This is a genomic window from Halalkalibaculum roseum (assembly GCF_011059145.1).
In the GTDB taxonomy this organism is placed as follows: Bacteria; Bacteroidota; Rhodothermia; order Balneolales; family Balneolaceae; genus Halalkalibaculum; species Halalkalibaculum roseum.
In genome coordinates this window covers 960,682-976,923 of sequence record NZ_JAALLT010000002.1, presented here as the reverse complement: position 1 = coordinate 976,923, position 16,242 = coordinate 960,682, and the positions used below count along the sequence as shown (strand labels likewise).

Sequence of the window (16,242 nt, the reverse complement as noted above, 5' to 3'; positions counted from 1 at the left end):
TCCTTTTGCATACTTTTTTGAAACCTTACGTTCTCTGCTATAAAACGGAGTTACTCAGAGAAGCACGGAGAGATACAGAGTTATTTAAACCAATGAATCCAAGTTTGAGTAGTTACATAAGATTGAATCAGAGTTCAGATATGCTCATATTCTTGGCGTAATTAATTGAAACTATTTTGAGCTAATGAGTGCCGAATCTGCTGAAATTGACGTGCAGGAAAAAGTGGAGAATCTTCCTACCACGCCGGGAGTCTATATGTTTAAAGATAATGGTGGAAGACTACTCTACATCGGCAAAGCCAAACGGCTGCGGAACCGTGTGCAATCATATTTTCAGGATTCGAGGGGACATGACGGTCGCATTAAAGTAATGGTCTCTAAAATAGATGACCTTGAGGTGATCGTTACCGATTCGGAAGCCGAGGCTCTGATCCTGGAAAACAACCTTATAAAAAAGCATCATCCCCGGTACAATATCATGTACCGGGACGACAAATCCTATCCTTATATATGCGTGACTAATGATGAGCGTCCACGTGTATTTCCTACCCGTACCGTTATCAACGACGGTAGCAAGTATTATGGTCCCTATGATAGTGTCACGCATATGAAGCGGATGCTCGAAACAATTCGCAAGGCCTTTAACCTGTGTACCTGCGCTGTTTCCAGAAAGAATATTGACCGAACTAAAGGTGCACCGCAATGGCACTCATGTTTTGATGAGTACCTGGAGCAATGTTCCGGTGACTGGGAGTTGGAGGAATACCAGTCGACTGTTGAAAAAGTGGAGCGAATGTTGAACGGGCGGACCGATTCCCTCATTCGAGATCTAAAGGAGGAGATGGAGATGGCTTCGGAAGCCCTGGAGTTTGAACAGGCAGCCCGATTACGCGACAGCCTACAAGCAGTGAAGAGATACAGTCAGAAAATGAAGATGGTAGCTGACAAAAAGGTTGATCGTGACCTATTTGCCATTTCAGTAGACGAGGAAATAGGGGAGGCATGCGGTGTACTTTTCAAAATTCGTGAAGGAAAGCTGATTGGAAAATTCCACCGTTTCTTGAAAAATATTGATCACCTCGAGAAAAGTGAGATGCTGCAGTCATTCGTCGAGGATTATTACACAGGTCAGTTTGCAGGTGCCATTCCCGATGAAGTTTATGTGAGTGAAGAACTCGTGAACGATGAGCCACTGCTTCAGTACCTGTGGCAGCAGCGAGAGAAGAAAGTACCTATTCACCAGCCCAAAATAGGGGAGAAAGCGCAAATGATACGAATGGCGGAGTCGAATGCCGAACTGCAGCTGGGCGAGCGCAAACTGGAGAAGATGAAAGCCGAGCGAGAACGTATTCCACATGCGGTCAAAGAGTTGAAAGAGCATCTCAAACTGGACAGGCTGCCAAGGCGAATTGAATGTTTTGACAATTCGAACATTCAGGGTTCAGATCCGGTGGCATCGATGGTTTGTTTTGTGGATGCAAAACCCCGAAAGAGCATGTACAAGCGTTTCCATATCAAGACCGTTGAAGGTCCGGATGATTTTGCTTCCATGAAGGAGGTACTGAGCCGAAGATACAAGCGGGTACAAAAAGAAAAACAGCAGATACCGGATCTCATTGTTGTAGACGGGGGAAAGGGTCAGTTGAGCAGTGCTGTTGAGGCTCTTAAAGAGATCGAGTTTTATGGAGAGTGTGATATTGTAGGACTTGCAAAACGTCTGGAAGAGGTTTTTATCCCCGGAAAGCAGGACCCGGTAATGATTCCCAAAACCTCATCGGCGCTAAAACTGCTTCAACGGGTACGAGACGAAGCCCATCGATTTGCCATCAACTTTCACCGTGAAACGCGATCTAAGAGAACCCTGAAAACGGAGCTGACGGAAATCAGCGGAGTGGGAGAGAAGACGGCCCAGAAGCTTCTGAATCATTTTGGGTCTGTAAAAAAAGTAAAAAAAGCTGATAAAGGGGAGATTCAGGCTGAAATCGGTGAAAAAGTAGGGGAAGCGGTTTACGACTATTTTCAAAATAGTTCAAAATAATTATGACCACTAAGGTACTAAGTTGTAAAAGCTTATCAATACTGAAACAATCTGCTGCCTGATTCAGTACGTAGTATGTATTGAAGATGTCACATCGGTGTAACATGATTATGTGATATACAATGTGTCATCAAAGTTTTACAATAGTACAGGGAGTGACAAATACCCCTTTTGACGTGATGAGAACATGACACTTTGGATTGCTGGTACGCTTTTTGTTGTTATTTAAGAATAGCACGATAAAGCATCTACAACGGCAAAAAAAGTTGTCAAAAGTTGCATCGGGTTAAAAAAATTATTAAATCAGGCGTGAGGATATTATGAAACTCGAAAAATCTGAACATATCAGCTCCAAATACGAGCAACTTGAGGACAAGGATTTGGTTCGGTTCTACCGCCAGAACGGAGACCAGCAGGCTTTCCGTGAACTGATGAACCGTCACCAATCTAAGGTCTATTCCTATATCTACAGCATGATTGGCAGTGCCGGTTTAGCTGATGATATTTTCCAGGAGACCTTTACCAAGGTAATCACAAAGATGGATGATACCTATAATGAACAGGGTAAATGGATAGCCTGGGTGATGCGAATTGCACATAATGCAACAATCGATCATATTAGAAAACAAAAACGATTTGTTGACGTTAGTTCTAACTACGACAAGGAATCAAATACGGATTTCTATGATCGATTACCTGACGAGGACTTGGTCGATGCTCAGGAACAGCTTGAAAAAGATGAGGCAAAAAGCAGTTTAATGAAGCATATTGCCGAACTTCCTGAAGAACAACGACAAGTAGTGATGCTACGGCATTATTACGAGATGCCTTTTAAGGAAATCGCAGAATTAACAAATGTTTCTATAAATACGGCACTAGGACGCATGCGTTATGCGTTAATAAACCTTAGGAAACTATTTGACCAGGAAAAAGAACAAGAATCGAAGAAATATGCTGAACGATGAAAACGCCTGTATTCGCTATCTAATGAAGGAGATGGATCCTTCTGAAGAGGTGCTTATGGAGCGTGCGATGATGGAGGATGACGACCTCTTGATCGAGGTTGAAAGCTTGAGACAAACATTAAAGCGTCTCGATAAACTTCCGGAAAAGGATCCTCCTTCTTATTTAACGGAGTCTATTATACAGCAGGCTTCAGAAGAAGCCGAAAAGCGCACGTCAACCAATATATTTTCTTATCAACCGATGCGGTATGCCGCTGCGGCCGTACTGATTTTGGGAGTATCGGTAGGAAGCTTGTGGGTATATCAGCAGTCGGGATCAGATGAAGGCACACAGGATAATTTACGCACCAGTGAAATGACTGCACCTATGAATATCCTACCTGCCACTGATAACAGTGTTCAACCTTGGGTGGACCGTCAGAACGTTTTATATTTTCATGATCAGTTCAATGGAGACGCCACCGAATTTGACTCCATTCTGAAGAAAAGTACCGACAAACTTAAGCCGTTGTCTAATCCATTCTACTATAATTCCGGGTCCAGATCTATTCAAATGACAGGCTCGCAAATACAGCAGTAGTATACAAGGAGTTCATATTCTAAAAGTGCGGTCACTCAGATCGCACTTTTTTTGGTTTTGCTCATCTAAAGCTGTTATTATGCTTAATAATATGCATCATTCATACAGGCAATGATTGTCCACACTTCCGCCATTGTATTCAAAGCTATCGATTACCAGGAATCGAGCAAGATTGTTACGCTTTTTACAGAGGAACACGGAAAAATCGCTGTAATTGTTAAGGGAGCCAAAAAACCGAAAAACAAGTTTTCCGGACTGATGGAAACGGGTAGGCTGCTGGATGTTATTTACTATCACAAAAGCTCGCGATCGGTACAGATTCTGACTGAAGCAAGCCTGATGGAAAACCTGCTTAAATTACGTATGGATTTTGAAAAGATGGCCACCGCCACATCGGCCATCGAATTGTTTAATCAACTGCTTCATGAAAATGAAATCAACAAGCCATTTTTCAATTTTGCGAAGAACTTTTTGATATGGCTGGATGAAACAGATCAGCCGCCAAGAAAGATATTTCCCTATGTGCAAATTCGCTTAACCCAATTGATGGGATTAGGATTACGACTGGAACTTGCGAAAGAACAGATTGATAGACCCTATTATCTGGATATGGAATCCGGATTCATTTCTGAAAATAGCGGAACAGGTTCCAATACTTTTAAGTTGACACAAAATCAGGTTTTATACGTAAGCTTGACTTTAAAAGGAAAAGGTTCAAAAGTATTCGGTATTGAATTTAAGAAATCCGAATTGCGCGAACTGATAAGACTCTTAGATCGTTATCTCAAATATCACGTGGAAGGACTTAGAGATCGAAAGTCTGATGCGATATTTGAACAAATTTTACAGGACTGATTATGAAAAAACGTGACCGGTATTTAACAGGCATCCTGCTCATATTAATAGGTGTGTTGGTCGGTACCATATTAACTATGTACCAGCAGGGCAATTGGATAAACGATCAGGCAGAGGTAAAGTTTACCGAGGTAAAGAAGAGTGAACGGCCATTTTATACCGATGAGGAATTAAGCAATCTCGATCCAAGATTTCTTTTCAAACAGGTAGCAGAAGAAATTACACCTACTGTGGTTTATATCGAAACAGAAGTATCGGTTGGACGCAGGGATATGCCGGATGATGGCAATCACGACGGTGATTTATTCGATGACTTTATGGGGGGGAGGGCTCGAACGGTAGGTTCCGGTGTATTGATTTCAAAAGACGGATACATTCTTACCAATAATCATGTTATCGATGGTGCAGTTAATGGAGGTATACGAGTAGTCTTAAATGATAAACGTTTGTTCCGGGCAAGACAGGTCGGAAGCGATCCCACTACCGATTTGGCCGTTTTAAAAATTGATGGCGAAAATCTTCCATCGATAATTATCGGAAATTCCGATAATGTGGATGTCGGTGAATGGGTATTGGCTATTGGGAATCCATTCCGGCTGCGATCTACTGTCACTGCAGGTATTGTAAGTGCATTGAGTCGTCAGGTACAGGTTATTGATAATCAGATGCGCATAGAGAGCTTCATCCAAACAGATGCAGCCATTAATCGCGGAAACAGCGGCGGGGCTTTGGTGAATACCAGCGGGGAATTGATTGGTATCAATACAGCTATTGCTTCGCAGAGCGGAAATTACCAGGGGTATGGTTTTGCCGTTCCCTCGAACCTGGCAAGCAAAGTGGCGCGTGACCTGATTCAGTATGGAGAAGTTAGGCGTGCACTGCTTGGGGTTACTATCGAGAGTGTAGATGCCTTTAGAGCTGACCAGTTGGATATGAATAGAATACAGGGTGTAGAGATCACCAGTCTGAGAGAAGGAGCAGCTGCTTATCAAAGCGGGTTAAAGATCGAGGATGTCATTCTCAGTGTGAATGGCATTGAGGTAAATGAAGCAAACGAATTGCAAGAGAAGATAGCCGTTCTTCAGCCCGGAGAGGTTGTTGAATTGGAAATTTGGAGAGAAGGGGAAGTCGTCACGAAGTCGGTAAAGCTTCAACTTATGGAGAATGAAATAGCTCAGAATACTACAAATCAACTATCGGATCCGGAATACGAACGCTATCAGGATGACGATTCAGGATCTGGTGATCGTGAGGTACGTTTCTTCAGTTTCGATCTTGGATTCAAAGTGATGGAAATCTCTTCTTCTGATGAAAACGAACCGACTGAATTGATCATCTCCGAAGTGGAAAGAGGATCCGAAGCATTTATGAAGGGATTGAAAGAGGGTTACACCATAAAGAAAGTAGATGATGAGAAAGTTGAAGATCTGGAAAGTTTAAAAGATCTTGTCAGCCAAAGTTTGAACCGTTCCAATTCCATTGTACTACACATTGAAACTAATGACGGTGCAAAAGGCTTTTACCAACTTAACAAGAATTAAAATAAATCATTATTGATGCTTGACCATAAATCTGTCAGATTTTTAACGTTAATTTGTTTCTCAGCTCTACTTATATCCTGTTCTACTACCTCTAATACTTCAACTACTTCGGATACTTCGGCAAACGTAACGAATGCCGAAAGCAAGTACCCGTCCTGGTACAAAACCAGCAGGGCAGTTGAATCGGATGATACTTCTTACTTTGGATATGCCACAGCCATCGATTCTGACTCTTCGGCATCTGCTGAGAAAGCAAAAGCGCAGGCCCAATCTGAACTTAAATCAGCAATTTCTAACCGGCTTGAGACCATCCGCAACGATGCGGTTGTCGAGCTTGGGAGTGACTCAGGTCTTGACAGTCCAAGATTTATTATTGCACTTCGTAAAGCAGAAAATGAAGTTCCTTCGGTAACCAGTACCGAAGAGATAGAAGTTGAATGTTTAGAAGGTGAAGGCTATCGTGCTTTTTCTAAGGTAAGTGTAGAAAAGGAGTCGCTTATTGAGGAACTGGATAAAGCATTTTCAGCAAATTCTAGAGCCTGGAATGCAATGAAGGAGTCTGAGGCGTTTAGTCAGTTTTAAGTCTATTGAGGATAATCGTTCAGTTGTGCTGATTAGGTTATACCACAGAGTTGCACAAAGGATACACAGAGTTTCACAGAGAGAGGATTTGCCTAAGTAAGGTTTAGTACACTTTTGAAGTGCACTAAACCTTTGTATAGGCTAATAGTAGTCATTACATATTCTTGACGATTTCCTCGCCGAATTCTGAGCATTTCAGCAGGGTAGCGCCCTCCATTAAGCGTTCGAAGTCGTAGGTTACACGCTTCTTGCTGATGGAGGCTTCTATTCCTTTCTCAATGAGATTTGCTGCTTCATTCCAGCCCATATAACGTAGCATAATGACACCCGAAAGTATCAAAGAACCCGGATTGACTTTGTCCTGACCGGTGTACTTCGGGGCGGTACCATGGGTTGCCTCAAAAACTGCCAGTCCTGTTTCATAGTTGATGTTTGCACCCGGGGCGATTCCAATACCGCCAACACATGCTGCCAGGGCATCGGATACATAATCACCGTTTAGGTTGAGGGTAGCAATAACATCATACTCATCGGGACGGGTGAGGATTTGCTGCAGGAAGGCATCGGCAATGACGTCCTTGATGACTATGCCATTAGGCAGTTTACACCATGGGCCTTCGCCAATTACTTCAGCATCAAATTCTTCTTTGGCCAGTTCGTATCCCCAGTTTTTGAAACTGCCTTCGGTAAACTTCATGATGTTGCCTTTGTGAACCAGTGTTACGCTATCACGATCCTGCTCGATGGCATAGTTAATTGCCGAACGGATCAAACGCTTGGAGCCTTCTTCCGAGACCGGCTTAATGCCCAGTGAAGAACTTTCAGGGAAACGGATATTGGTGACTCCCATCTCATCAATCAGGAAGTCTTTCAATTTTTTGTTTTCCGGCGTACCGGTCTGATACTCAATACCGGCATAGATATCTTCAGTGTTTTCCCTGAAGATGACCATATCTGTGAGTTCGGGTTGCTTCACAGGACTGGGTGTGCCCTCGAAATAGCGAACCGGACGTACACAGGCATAGAGGTCCATTTTCTGACGAATAGCTACATTCAGTGACCGGATTCCGCCACCTACCGGTGTTGTCAGGGGTCCTTTAATGGCTACTTTATATTCTTCTATAGCCTTCAGAGTATCTTCCGGGAGCCAGTGGTCTTCACCATAAAACTTTACTGCTTTTTCACCGGCATATATTTCGAACCATTCAATCTGTTTCTTGCCGTCATATGCTTTTTCAACGGCACTATCGAGAACGTGTCGCATGGTAGGTGTAATGTCCATGCCGATGCCGTCGCCTTCAATAAATGGGATGATCGGGTTGTCGGCCACTTTCAGAGAGCCATCGGACATTTTCTCAATTTTAGTTCCGGAATCAGGAGGTGTAATTTTATCGTAGCTCATGGATTATCTTCTAATATTATCGGTTGCAATTTCGGGCTTGAAGTATAGCAAAAAAAATACCGAGGTGCATGAAGGGTCTACCACAGAGTTACACTGAGAAAACAAAGAGAACCACAGATATTGCTCTGTGAAACAGCCTGAATATTTCAAACTGCACATTTTAGGAAATTTTAGTTACATTGAAACCGTTGCAACTGTAGCTACCAATATCAGGAACAACTCAAAAAGGTGCAGCTATGATTAAACCGATGTTTGGCCACCGGCCGAAGCCAAAAAAATTTGATTACCAGTTTCGCTATCATGATCCGGAGAAAGAAGAGCGGCGAAGAAGACGGATCAAAATAAAACGACCTTATAAAAAGACTCACCAGGGAAGATCCATTCTGCTTTATGCTTTGGGACTCAGTCTTGTTGTTTACATCATTTCAGTACTCTGAACAGGCATATTCATCGCTGTTATTATTGTTGAAATAATATTTATTTAGATTCAAATTGCTCGCCTATTTATAGTATTTTTATTCCATCCTAAGCAGTAATTACAATTCAAAATACTAGTTTATCTCTTGAGTAAGGATACGGATACCAGCAACTCAATTATACGTCAGCTTCCTCCCGAAATTTCCAATAAAATTGCCGCAGGTGAGGTTATTCAGCGGCCCAGTTCTGTCGTCAAGGAGCTGATCGACAATGCTATAGATGCCGGTGCGGATCATATTAAAATTATCATCCAAAATGCCGGGCGAACTCTTATTCAGGTTATTGATAATGGCTCCGGAATGGGTGAGGAAGATATCAGGCCCTGTTTTGAACGTCATGCCACTTCAAAAATACAGGATATCGATGATCTGTTCCGGGTAAGGACGTTGGGTTTTCGAGGAGAAGCGATGGCTTCCATAGCATCGGTATCTCAGGTTACCCTGAAGACCAAACGACCGGAAGATGAAGTAGGCTATATTTATGAGATCTGGGGCGGTGAGGAGAAGAAATTTGAACCCGCCGGAGTAGATGACGGTACATCCATTGCAATTAGAAACCTCTTCTACAATGTACCTGCACGGCGGCAGTTTCTGAAGACCGATGCCACCGAATTCCGACACATTTTAAAAACCGTGCAACAGGCTGCCATTCCCAATCCGGATATCGGCTTTGAACTCATTGCCGACACAGATACGATCTATGATCTGCCCAGAGAGCAGCCTATTAAAGACCGAATAGCTGATATGTTCGGCAAGAGCTATAAGGCCAGCCTCATCAAGTTTGAGGAGCAGACCAGCTATGTAACTGTTCGGGGTATTCTTATTGATCCGAAATTGACAAAACGAAGCAGGGGCGAGCAGTTTCTCTTCGTGAATGACCGACCTTTCCAGCACCGATATCTTACGCATGTTGTTTTAAGTATTTATGATACCTGGACCGGAGAAAATGATTACCCGTTTTTTGCCATCTTTATTGATATTGATCCAATGCAAGTGGATGTCAACGTACATCCTGCCAAGGAGGAAGTGAAATTTGAGGATGAACGCAGTATCATCAAACTAACCAAATCAGTTGTCAAAAAGGCACTTAACGAACAGTTCTTGGTTCCGGAGGTCAGGCACCAGGAAGGGGAAGAGCGCTCTTCGGGATTCGGTTCTGACTTTTCATCTGATTTTAATTTCGGATCCAGCAATAAGTCATCATCGAGCTCGCCTGTAAAATTTCCATCCCGAATTAATTTCGATCGTTCACACCGCGGATCCGGAGATGATGTTGCCAGGAATTTATATCAACACGATTCTGAGTATCAGTTTAAAGGAGAAGAACGTTCTGAGAACCGTCCGGAGCGAATGACCGACCGCGGATTCTGGCAGCTTCATGACCGGTATATACTCACGCAAACCCGATCCGGTCTCTGTATGATTGACCAGCAGGCAGCTCATAAGCGCATTATTTATGAGAAGGCTCTTACCGCAACCGAATCGAGTTTACCCAGCACTCAGCAGCTGCTTTTTGCTCAAACTGTCGATTTTTCTGCTACCGAATTTTCCCTGCTTGAAGAGCTACATCCGATTATTCAGCGCATGGGTTTTAATGTACAGATGATGAGCGGTAACACGGTCATGATCAGCGGGGTGCCGGCTGACATCGATATCGGAGACGAGCAGTCGGTTCTGAAAGCCATGCTGCATCAATACCAGGAACTTGAGGGCAAGTTGGAACTGGATGCACGGCATAAACTGGCCATAGCCTTTGCATCCAAAACCGCTATTCCCAAAGGTAAAAAACTCACCGACATGGAAATGGAAAACCTGGTAGACCAGCTGTTTGCATGCAAGGAACCCTATGTTGATCCCATGAAAAAAGCCACGATTGTCTATATGCCTTTAGATGAGATACAGGCAAGGTTTAGGTGAAGGAGGGACTGAGGGATTGAGGGATTGATTTACTGAGTTATTGAAGGGCTGGAATGGTGTTTTAAAGATTATTTTTGTCTTAAAATTTATGTATTGGATTTATTACGTTAAAAACAAAAAAACAGAAAGTAGAAACAAGACAAACTCAGTAAATCAGTCCCTCAGTAAATCAAAACTTCTGCCATGAACATTCTTGCGGTTGAGCCTTATTATAGCGGTTCTCATAAGGCCTTTATAAAGGGGCTCAAGGAACATTCGCGGCATACTATCATTCCGATCAACCTGAGTTATAAGGGATGGAAATGGCGTATGCATGGGGACTCCGTAGCGTTGGCAGGCATGGCCAAGGATGTGGAAGAAGAGATTGATTTGTTGTTCGTGAGCAGCATGACGAACCTGCCGGCGTTTCTGGGACTTACCAATCCCCGGTATGCCAAGGTTCCCAAGATCATGTACATGCACGAGAACCAGTTTACGCAGCCCGTGCCGGAAGGTGAGGAGCGGGATATGACCTATTGCTATATCAACTATTTAAGTGCATTGACGGCAGATAAGCTGATTTTTTCTTCCGAGTTTCACCGGGATGACTTTTTAAAAGCACTTCCGCCATTCCTGGAGAATCATCCTGATGATAAACACTATTACACTATCGACAAGATAGCTGAGAAGAGCCTGGTGCTCTATCCCGGACTGGATCTCAAACGTTTTGATGCCCAACCCGATACCCGCGCTTCAAATGAACACCCGGTCATTGTGTGGAACCAGCGCTGGCAATTTGACCGGAACCCGGCCATGTTCTTCCGAGTGCTAAATAGGCTAAATGATATCGACCTAAAATTCGACCTGATCCTTGCGGGTGATACACAGCATGAGAAACCTGAGGAGTTTGAAAAAGCCTGGCAGCGTTACGGGAGGCATATCACCCATTTCGGATATGTCGAGAACAAAGAAAACTACAGCAAGTTGCTTCACAGCGGTGATATTGTGGTTTCTACAGCAACCTACGAATTTTTCTGCGTTGCCATTATGGAAGCTATATACTGTGGATGTCATCCTTTGGTACCTAACCGACTGCACTACCCGGAGCTCATCCCCAAAAGCCTGCATAAGCCCTTACTGCATGCCCCGGTATTGTATGATACGGAAGATGACCTGTTTCATTATCTCAAGGATTTGCTGACCGGTGAGACGAAGGCACTTCCCAAGAGTTCGCTACAAAAGATAAATAAGCACCTGGATTGGGAAAATAGAATTGAGAAGTATGATGAGATGTTTGAGGATTTTATGGGAATCGATATTAAGCCCGCACTTTAATGGAACACAGATGACGCAGATTGTTCGGATTTTCACTGTCTAATTTTAAAACTCTTTTACCCGTTTTATAGGGTGTAGGCTTCGAAGATGAGCGGAAGTTCTTTGACGAAGTTTTCCGTTGAGGTGGGTTCAAATTGCTTGCCGGTCAGTTCTTTAAAGAGTTCAGCGTACCGGTCAAACACCTCCCAGCGAAATTCATCAGGCAGATCGGGTAGCGTTTGCCCCTCAAGACCCTGAAAATCGTGATCCATGAGCCACTCACGCAGGAACTCCTTTGAAAGCTGTTTTTGCTTTTCTCCTTTTGCCAATCGCTCTTCATATCCATCCGAATAAAAATAACGGGAGGAGTCGGCGGTATGTACTTCATCAATCAGAGTGACTTCTCCATTGTAGAGACCGAACTCGTACTTAGTATCGACCAGTATCAAACCCTGTTCACTGGCCACTTTTCTACCTCGCTCAAAAACCTTGAAAGCTTTCTCCCTTATCTCGGCCCAAATTTTCTCATCTACAATTCCGCGGTCCAGAATCTCTTTCTCGGAGATATCTTCATCATGTCCCTCTTTGGCTTTTGTGGCGGGGGTCAGGATTGGCTCCTCAAAATGTTCATTTTCTACCATACCGTCCGGTAGTTTAACCCCACATAGCTCTCTTTTACCGGATTTGTAGACACGCCATGCATGTCCGGTAAGGCAAGCCCGAATTACCACTTCAACCGGTACCGGGTCACACTTTTTAGCAATGGTCACATTGGGATGGGGGACATCAATGATGTGGGTATTAACGAGATCATCAACCTTGTCAAATGAGAAAGCCGCCAGGTTGTTAAGTATTTGTCCTTTGTAGGGGATGGCCTGTTTCATAATATGATCAAATGCGGATATACGATCTGTGACAACAATCCCAAGTGTTTCCTCATCAAGTTCATACACTTCACGCACTTTGCCGCGATACGGTTCACCAAAGGCCGGTGCTGTGGTTTTTAAAATGCAGTTTCGAAGGGCGGAGTCGGTGTGTACGGTTTTTGAACTCAAAGTTTGGCGTAGATTTATGATTGTTGAATTAAAATCAGAAAACTTAAGAACTAATCAAATCTTGTTTCAGGTTTCATCACAATTCGACAAATTTATAAAAATGAGGAACTATTATACAGGATAAGTACATTCAATATGTATAATTTAAAAATATGAATGACATCCTTCGCATACCGTATGATCTGCTGCGTCCGCTGTATAAGCGGACCTCCTTCCACAAATCCGTTGTGGAAGAGGTAGGAGATGAACGCCTCAAAAAGGCTTATATGCAGTGTCGTTCTATCACAAGAGAACACGCCAAGACCTTCTATATGGCGACCCGCTTCCTGCCTAATAAAAAGCAGCGGGGCATATTTGCAATCTATTCACTGTGCCGTTATATCGATGATCTTGTTGATGAAGCTGAAGATCTTGTTTCAAAGCGAGAGTTGGACTATGACGGTATTCACCGAAAGCTGGACAGGTGGAAGAAGAAGCTGGATGATACGTACAAAGGCAAGTTACATGACAATCCCATATTAATTGCCTTCTCTGATGTGCTTCGAAGTTATAACATACCCATTCAATTGCCTTTTGAGCTTATGGAAGGTGTGTGCATGGACCTCTATAAAAATAGATATGAAACCTTTGATGAGGTCTATGATTATTCATATAAAGTTGCATCAATTGTCGGACTGATGACCAGCGAAGTGTTCGGATACCAATCTAAAGAGGCGCTAGATTATGCGGTCGATCTTGGCATTGCCATGCAACTCACAAATATTTTGCGGGATGTAGGAGAAGATCTTCAAAAGAATCGTATCTACATACCTCAAGAAGATCTTGATCGCTTCGGTATCATAGAAAATGATCTGTTTCAGCACAAACGGGATAACGCATTCCGAGATCTGATGAAGTTTCAGATCCAGCGGACCAGGGACTACTACAGGCGTTCTGACAAGGGAATACCACTATTGAGCAAAGACAGTCGATTGCCTGTGTATCTGGCGAGGCACAATTATAGTCGCATACTAAATAAAATTGAAGCCAACGACTATAATGTCTTTGAACACCGAGCCTATCTAAATTCTACGGAGAAGATTTCCATTATACCGCGCATCATGTACCACATGAAATTTGGCTCTTCTTAAGTATTGGCATTTCTTTTTTACCACTTAGTGTCACTCAGTGGTAAAACTTTCAGGTATTATTTCTAGCCTCCTTCAGTGATACTAAAAATTACCTTTTTAAAACGGATCTAATTTACACTATAGGTGCCGAACTGTTATATTCAACTCTCAAATAAAAATATATTCACATGGTTTTGGGTAATGAATAAAACAATCAAGAAATGGAGGAGTCCAAGCCTGGGTAAAGATATGAGCCTGGCTATTTACGGAGAGAGCGGGACCCCCATTCTGTCATTTCCAACAAGAGGCAAGGGCTGCGAACAGTGGGAAGAACAGAGTATGACGCAAGCCATTTCAAAACAACTGGAAAATGGGTACAATCAGCTTTTTTGCATCGATTCGGTTGACGATGAGAGCTTTTTGAATACTGATATTGATCCCGCTAAGCGAATCACCAGGCATATCCAATACGAATCATTCATCATAGATGAAGTTGTACCTTATATTAAGAGTAATAATCACATTGATTATCTCATAGTAACGGGTGTTGATCTAGGCGGATATCATGCTGTAAACCTCGCGTTGAAGTATCCCAAGCAGTTTGGGAAAGCCATTGGCATCAGCGGAGTGTATGATGTGAAACACTTCTTGGACGAATTTTATAATGAAGATATTTACTACAATAATCCGGCTGACTATCTGCCAAACCTAAACAAGCAATCCCTGTTAAGTGAAATTAGGAAGATAGATTTTAGACTTGTCAGTTTCGCCAACGACCAGCGAAGGGATCAGGCAGAACAGATGTCCAATATTCTTCGCATGAAGTTTATCGAACATGAGCTCGATATTTGGGATATTGACGAAAGTGAAGAGTGGGAACTCTGGAAACAAATGCTAAAGACTCATATAATTTAAGATCATGCCCGAAATTAAAAAGATACTGGTTGCCAATCGCGGGGAAATAGCCCTTCGTGTGATACGCAGCTGCATTGAAGCCGGCAAAGAAACCGTCGCCGTTTATTCCGAACCGGATGCGGAAGCTCCTTATGTACTGATGGCCGATGAATCGGTTGGTATCGGTCCGGCGGCATCCTCTGAGAGTTACCTAGTGTTTGACAAGATTATTGATGCGGCTAAGTCAACAGGTGCTGATGCCATCCACCCCGGTTATGGGTTTTTGAGTGAAAATGCTGACTTTGCTGAACGCTGCAAGGAAGAAGGTATTAACTTCATTGGTCCGGAACCTTATGCCATACGTAAGATGGGTGACAAGACCGAAGCCCGTGAGTTGATGAGCAAGGCGAATGTGCCTTTTCCTCCCGGTACCAAAAAGGAGCTGGAGAGTATAGAAGATGCTGAAAAGATCGCCGAAGAAATAGGTTATCCCGTACTGGTGAAAGCGGCTGCCGGTGGTGGCGGAAAGGGCATGCGGATTATTGACAATAAAGATGAATTCCGTTCCGGTATAAAAGCCGCCAAATCGGAGGCTCGTAATTCTTTCGGAGATGACAGGGTATATATCGAAAAATACCTTGTTGAACCCCGCCATGTGGAATTTCAGATCATAGCCGATACACATGGTAATGTTCTGCATCTCTTTGACAGAGAGTGCTCCATACAAAGGCGCCATCAAAAGGTAATCGAGGAGGCGCCTTGTACGATACTTACCGATGAGCTGAGAGCTGAAATGGCAGAAGCAGCTATTTCCGCAGCTAAAGCTTGTGACTACGTAGGAGCCGGTACCATTGAGTTTCTCGTTGACAGAGACAGGAATTTTTATTTCCTGGAGATGAACACCCGTCTTCAGGTTGAGCACCCGGTCACTGAGCTAATCACAGGTCAGGATCTCGTCGCCCTGCAGATTCTGGTCGCTGAAGGGGAGAAACTGCCTTTTACCCAAGATGATCTCAGCATGAATGGACACGCTATTGAATGCCGTATCTATGCGGAAGATCCCAGGGACAATTTCCTTCCCAGTACCGGAACCCTGAGTAAACACAGAATACCATCCGGAAATGGGGTAAGGGTTGATTCAGGGGTAGAAGAGGGGCAGCCTGTTACAATTAACTATGACCCGATGATTTCAAAACTATGCACCTATGGAAAGAATAGGGAGCAGGCCATACAACGTATGATAAGAGCTCTTTCGGAATACGAAATTGCCGGATGCCGAACAACTATTCCTTTTTGTGATTACGTGATGAAACATGAGGCTTTCAGAACTGGTGAATATGATACACATTTCGTAAAGGACCATTTTAAACCTGAAGACCTGGATGTCTTAGCTGATGTAGATGATGGCTACAGGCGCCTGGCCGCAGTCCTGCTTAAAGAACAAGGTGAAAAGGAGGATAACCCTCAACAAGCCGTTTCTTCAAACGGTTCTTTTCATAATTCAGACTGGTGGATGAATCGCCGGTAATCAACAA

General features: G+C 43.4%; 14 protein-coding genes. 12 read left to right on the top strand and 2 right to left on the bottom strand.

Features of this window, described 5'->3' with window-relative positions:
* The first annotated feature begins 184 nt into the window (after positions 1-184).
* From uvrC to G3570_RS08455, 6 genes are all read left to right on the top strand, one after another.
* On the top strand, positions 185-2,038 hold the full coding sequence (gene uvrC / locus G3570_RS08480) for an excinuclease ABC subunit UvrC (protein WP_165141189.1): 1,854 nt from the start codon (positions 185-187) through the stop codon (positions 2,036-2,038).
* Positions 2,039-2,358: 320 nt separating this feature from the next.
* Positions 2,359-3,003: an RNA polymerase sigma factor gene (locus G3570_RS08475; protein ID WP_165141187.1), complete on the top strand. Its 645-nt coding sequence runs from the start codon at positions 2,359-2,361 to the stop codon at positions 3,001-3,003.
* Positions 2,990-3,583, top strand: a complete 594-nt coding sequence (locus G3570_RS08470; protein ID WP_165141185.1) for a hypothetical protein — start codon at positions 2,990-2,992, stop codon at positions 3,581-3,583. Before G3570_RS08475 ends, G3570_RS08470 begins: the two co-directional genes overlap by 14 nt.
* Positions 3,584-3,694: 111 nt before the next feature.
* A complete protein-coding gene (gene recO, locus G3570_RS08465; protein WP_165141183.1) occupies positions 3,695-4,438 on the top strand; it encodes a DNA repair protein RecO in 744 nt (247 codons plus the stop codon).
* 2 nt (positions 4,439-4,440) lie between these two features.
* Entirely contained in the window at positions 4,441-5,979 is a 1,539-nt protein-coding gene (locus G3570_RS08460; protein ID WP_165141181.1) for a trypsin-like peptidase domain-containing protein, read from the top strand.
* 15 nt (positions 5,980-5,994) lie between these two features.
* Positions 5,995-6,561, top strand: a complete 567-nt coding sequence (locus G3570_RS08455) for a hypothetical protein (protein ID WP_165141179.1) — start codon at positions 5,995-5,997, stop codon at positions 6,559-6,561.
* Positions 6,562-6,715: 154 nt separating this feature from the next.
* On the opposite strand, the gene icd is transcribed toward G3570_RS08455, so the two are convergent.
* Positions 6,716-7,963 (bottom strand): NADP-dependent isocitrate dehydrogenase, encoded by a 1,248-nt coding sequence (gene icd, locus G3570_RS08450; protein WP_165141177.1) that lies wholly within the window; start codon positions 7,961-7,963, stop codon positions 6,716-6,718.
* 236 nt (positions 7,964-8,199) lie between these two features.
* Here icd and G3570_RS08445 point away from each other — a divergent pair, with 236 nt between their 5' ends.
* From G3570_RS08445 to G3570_RS08435, 3 genes are all read left to right on the top strand, one after another.
* On the top strand, positions 8,200-8,400 hold the full coding sequence (locus G3570_RS08445; RefSeq protein ID WP_249066835.1) for a hypothetical protein: 201 nt from the start codon (positions 8,200-8,202) through the stop codon (positions 8,398-8,400).
* Positions 8,401-8,526: 126 nt separating this feature from the next.
* Complete coding sequence (gene mutL / locus G3570_RS08440) at positions 8,527-10,356, top strand: DNA mismatch repair endonuclease MutL (RefSeq protein WP_165141175.1); 1,830 nt, start codon at positions 8,527-8,529, stop codon at positions 10,354-10,356.
* 183 nt (positions 10,357-10,539) lie between these two features.
* The gene (locus G3570_RS08435; protein WP_165141173.1) at positions 10,540-11,670 is read left to right on the top strand and encodes a tRNA-queuosine alpha-mannosyltransferase domain-containing protein; all 1,131 of its coding nucleotides are present in this window, start codon (positions 10,540-10,542) and stop codon (positions 11,668-11,670) included.
* A gap of 65 nt (positions 11,671-11,735) precedes the next feature.
* Here G3570_RS08435 and G3570_RS08430 read toward each other — a convergent pair whose 3' ends face one another.
* A complete protein-coding gene (locus G3570_RS08430) occupies positions 11,736-12,704 on the bottom strand; it encodes a phosphoribosylaminoimidazolesuccinocarboxamide synthase (RefSeq protein ID WP_249066822.1) in 969 nt (322 codons plus the stop codon).
* A gap of 152 nt (positions 12,705-12,856) precedes the next feature.
* Here G3570_RS08430 and G3570_RS08425 point away from each other — a divergent pair, with 152 nt between their 5' ends.
* From G3570_RS08425 to accC, 3 genes are all read left to right on the top strand, one after another.
* Entirely contained in the window at positions 12,857-13,834 is a 978-nt protein-coding gene (locus G3570_RS08425) for a phytoene/squalene synthase family protein (protein WP_165141171.1), read from the top strand.
* A gap of 180 nt (positions 13,835-14,014) precedes the next feature.
* Positions 14,015-14,728, top strand: coding sequence for an esterase family protein (locus G3570_RS08420; RefSeq protein WP_165141169.1), 714 nt, complete (start codon positions 14,015-14,017; stop codon positions 14,726-14,728).
* A 4-nt stretch (positions 14,729-14,732) separates the two neighbouring features.
* Positions 14,733-16,235: an acetyl-CoA carboxylase biotin carboxylase subunit gene (gene accC / locus G3570_RS08415; RefSeq protein ID WP_165141167.1), complete on the top strand. Its 1,503-nt coding sequence runs from the start codon at positions 14,733-14,735 to the stop codon at positions 16,233-16,235.
* The last annotated feature ends 7 nt before the right edge of the window (positions 16,236-16,242 follow it).

Coding starts and splice junctions, on each gene's coding strand:
- uvrC (WP_165141189.1), top strand. CDS start 185: ATGAGTGCCGAATCTGCTGAAATTGACGTGCAGGAAAAAGTGGAGAAT.
- G3570_RS08475 (WP_165141187.1), top strand. CDS start 2,359: ATGAAACTCGAAAAATCTGAACATATCAGCTCCAAATACGAGCAACTT.
- G3570_RS08470 (WP_165141185.1), top strand. CDS start 2,990: ATGCTGAACGATGAAAACGCCTGTATTCGCTATCTAATGAAGGAGATG.
- recO (WP_165141183.1), top strand. CDS start 3,695: ATGATTGTCCACACTTCCGCCATTGTATTCAAAGCTATCGATTACCAG.
- G3570_RS08460 (WP_165141181.1), top strand. CDS start 4,441: ATGAAAAAACGTGACCGGTATTTAACAGGCATCCTGCTCATATTAATA.
- G3570_RS08455 (WP_165141179.1), top strand. CDS start 5,995: ATGCTTGACCATAAATCTGTCAGATTTTTAACGTTAATTTGTTTCTCA.
- icd (WP_165141177.1), bottom strand. CDS start 7,963: ATGAGCTACGATAAAATTACACCTCCTGATTCCGGAACTAAAATTGAG.
- G3570_RS08445 (WP_249066835.1), top strand. CDS start 8,200: ATGATTAAACCGATGTTTGGCCACCGGCCGAAGCCAAAAAAATTTGAT.
- G3570_RS08435 (WP_165141173.1), top strand. CDS start 10,540: ATGAACATTCTTGCGGTTGAGCCTTATTATAGCGGTTCTCATAAGGCC.
- G3570_RS08425 (WP_165141171.1), top strand. CDS start 12,857: ATGAATGACATCCTTCGCATACCGTATGATCTGCTGCGTCCGCTGTAT.
- G3570_RS08420 (WP_165141169.1), top strand. CDS start 14,015: ATGAATAAAACAATCAAGAAATGGAGGAGTCCAAGCCTGGGTAAAGAT.
- accC (WP_165141167.1), top strand. CDS start 14,733: ATGCCCGAAATTAAAAAGATACTGGTTGCCAATCGCGGGGAAATAGCC.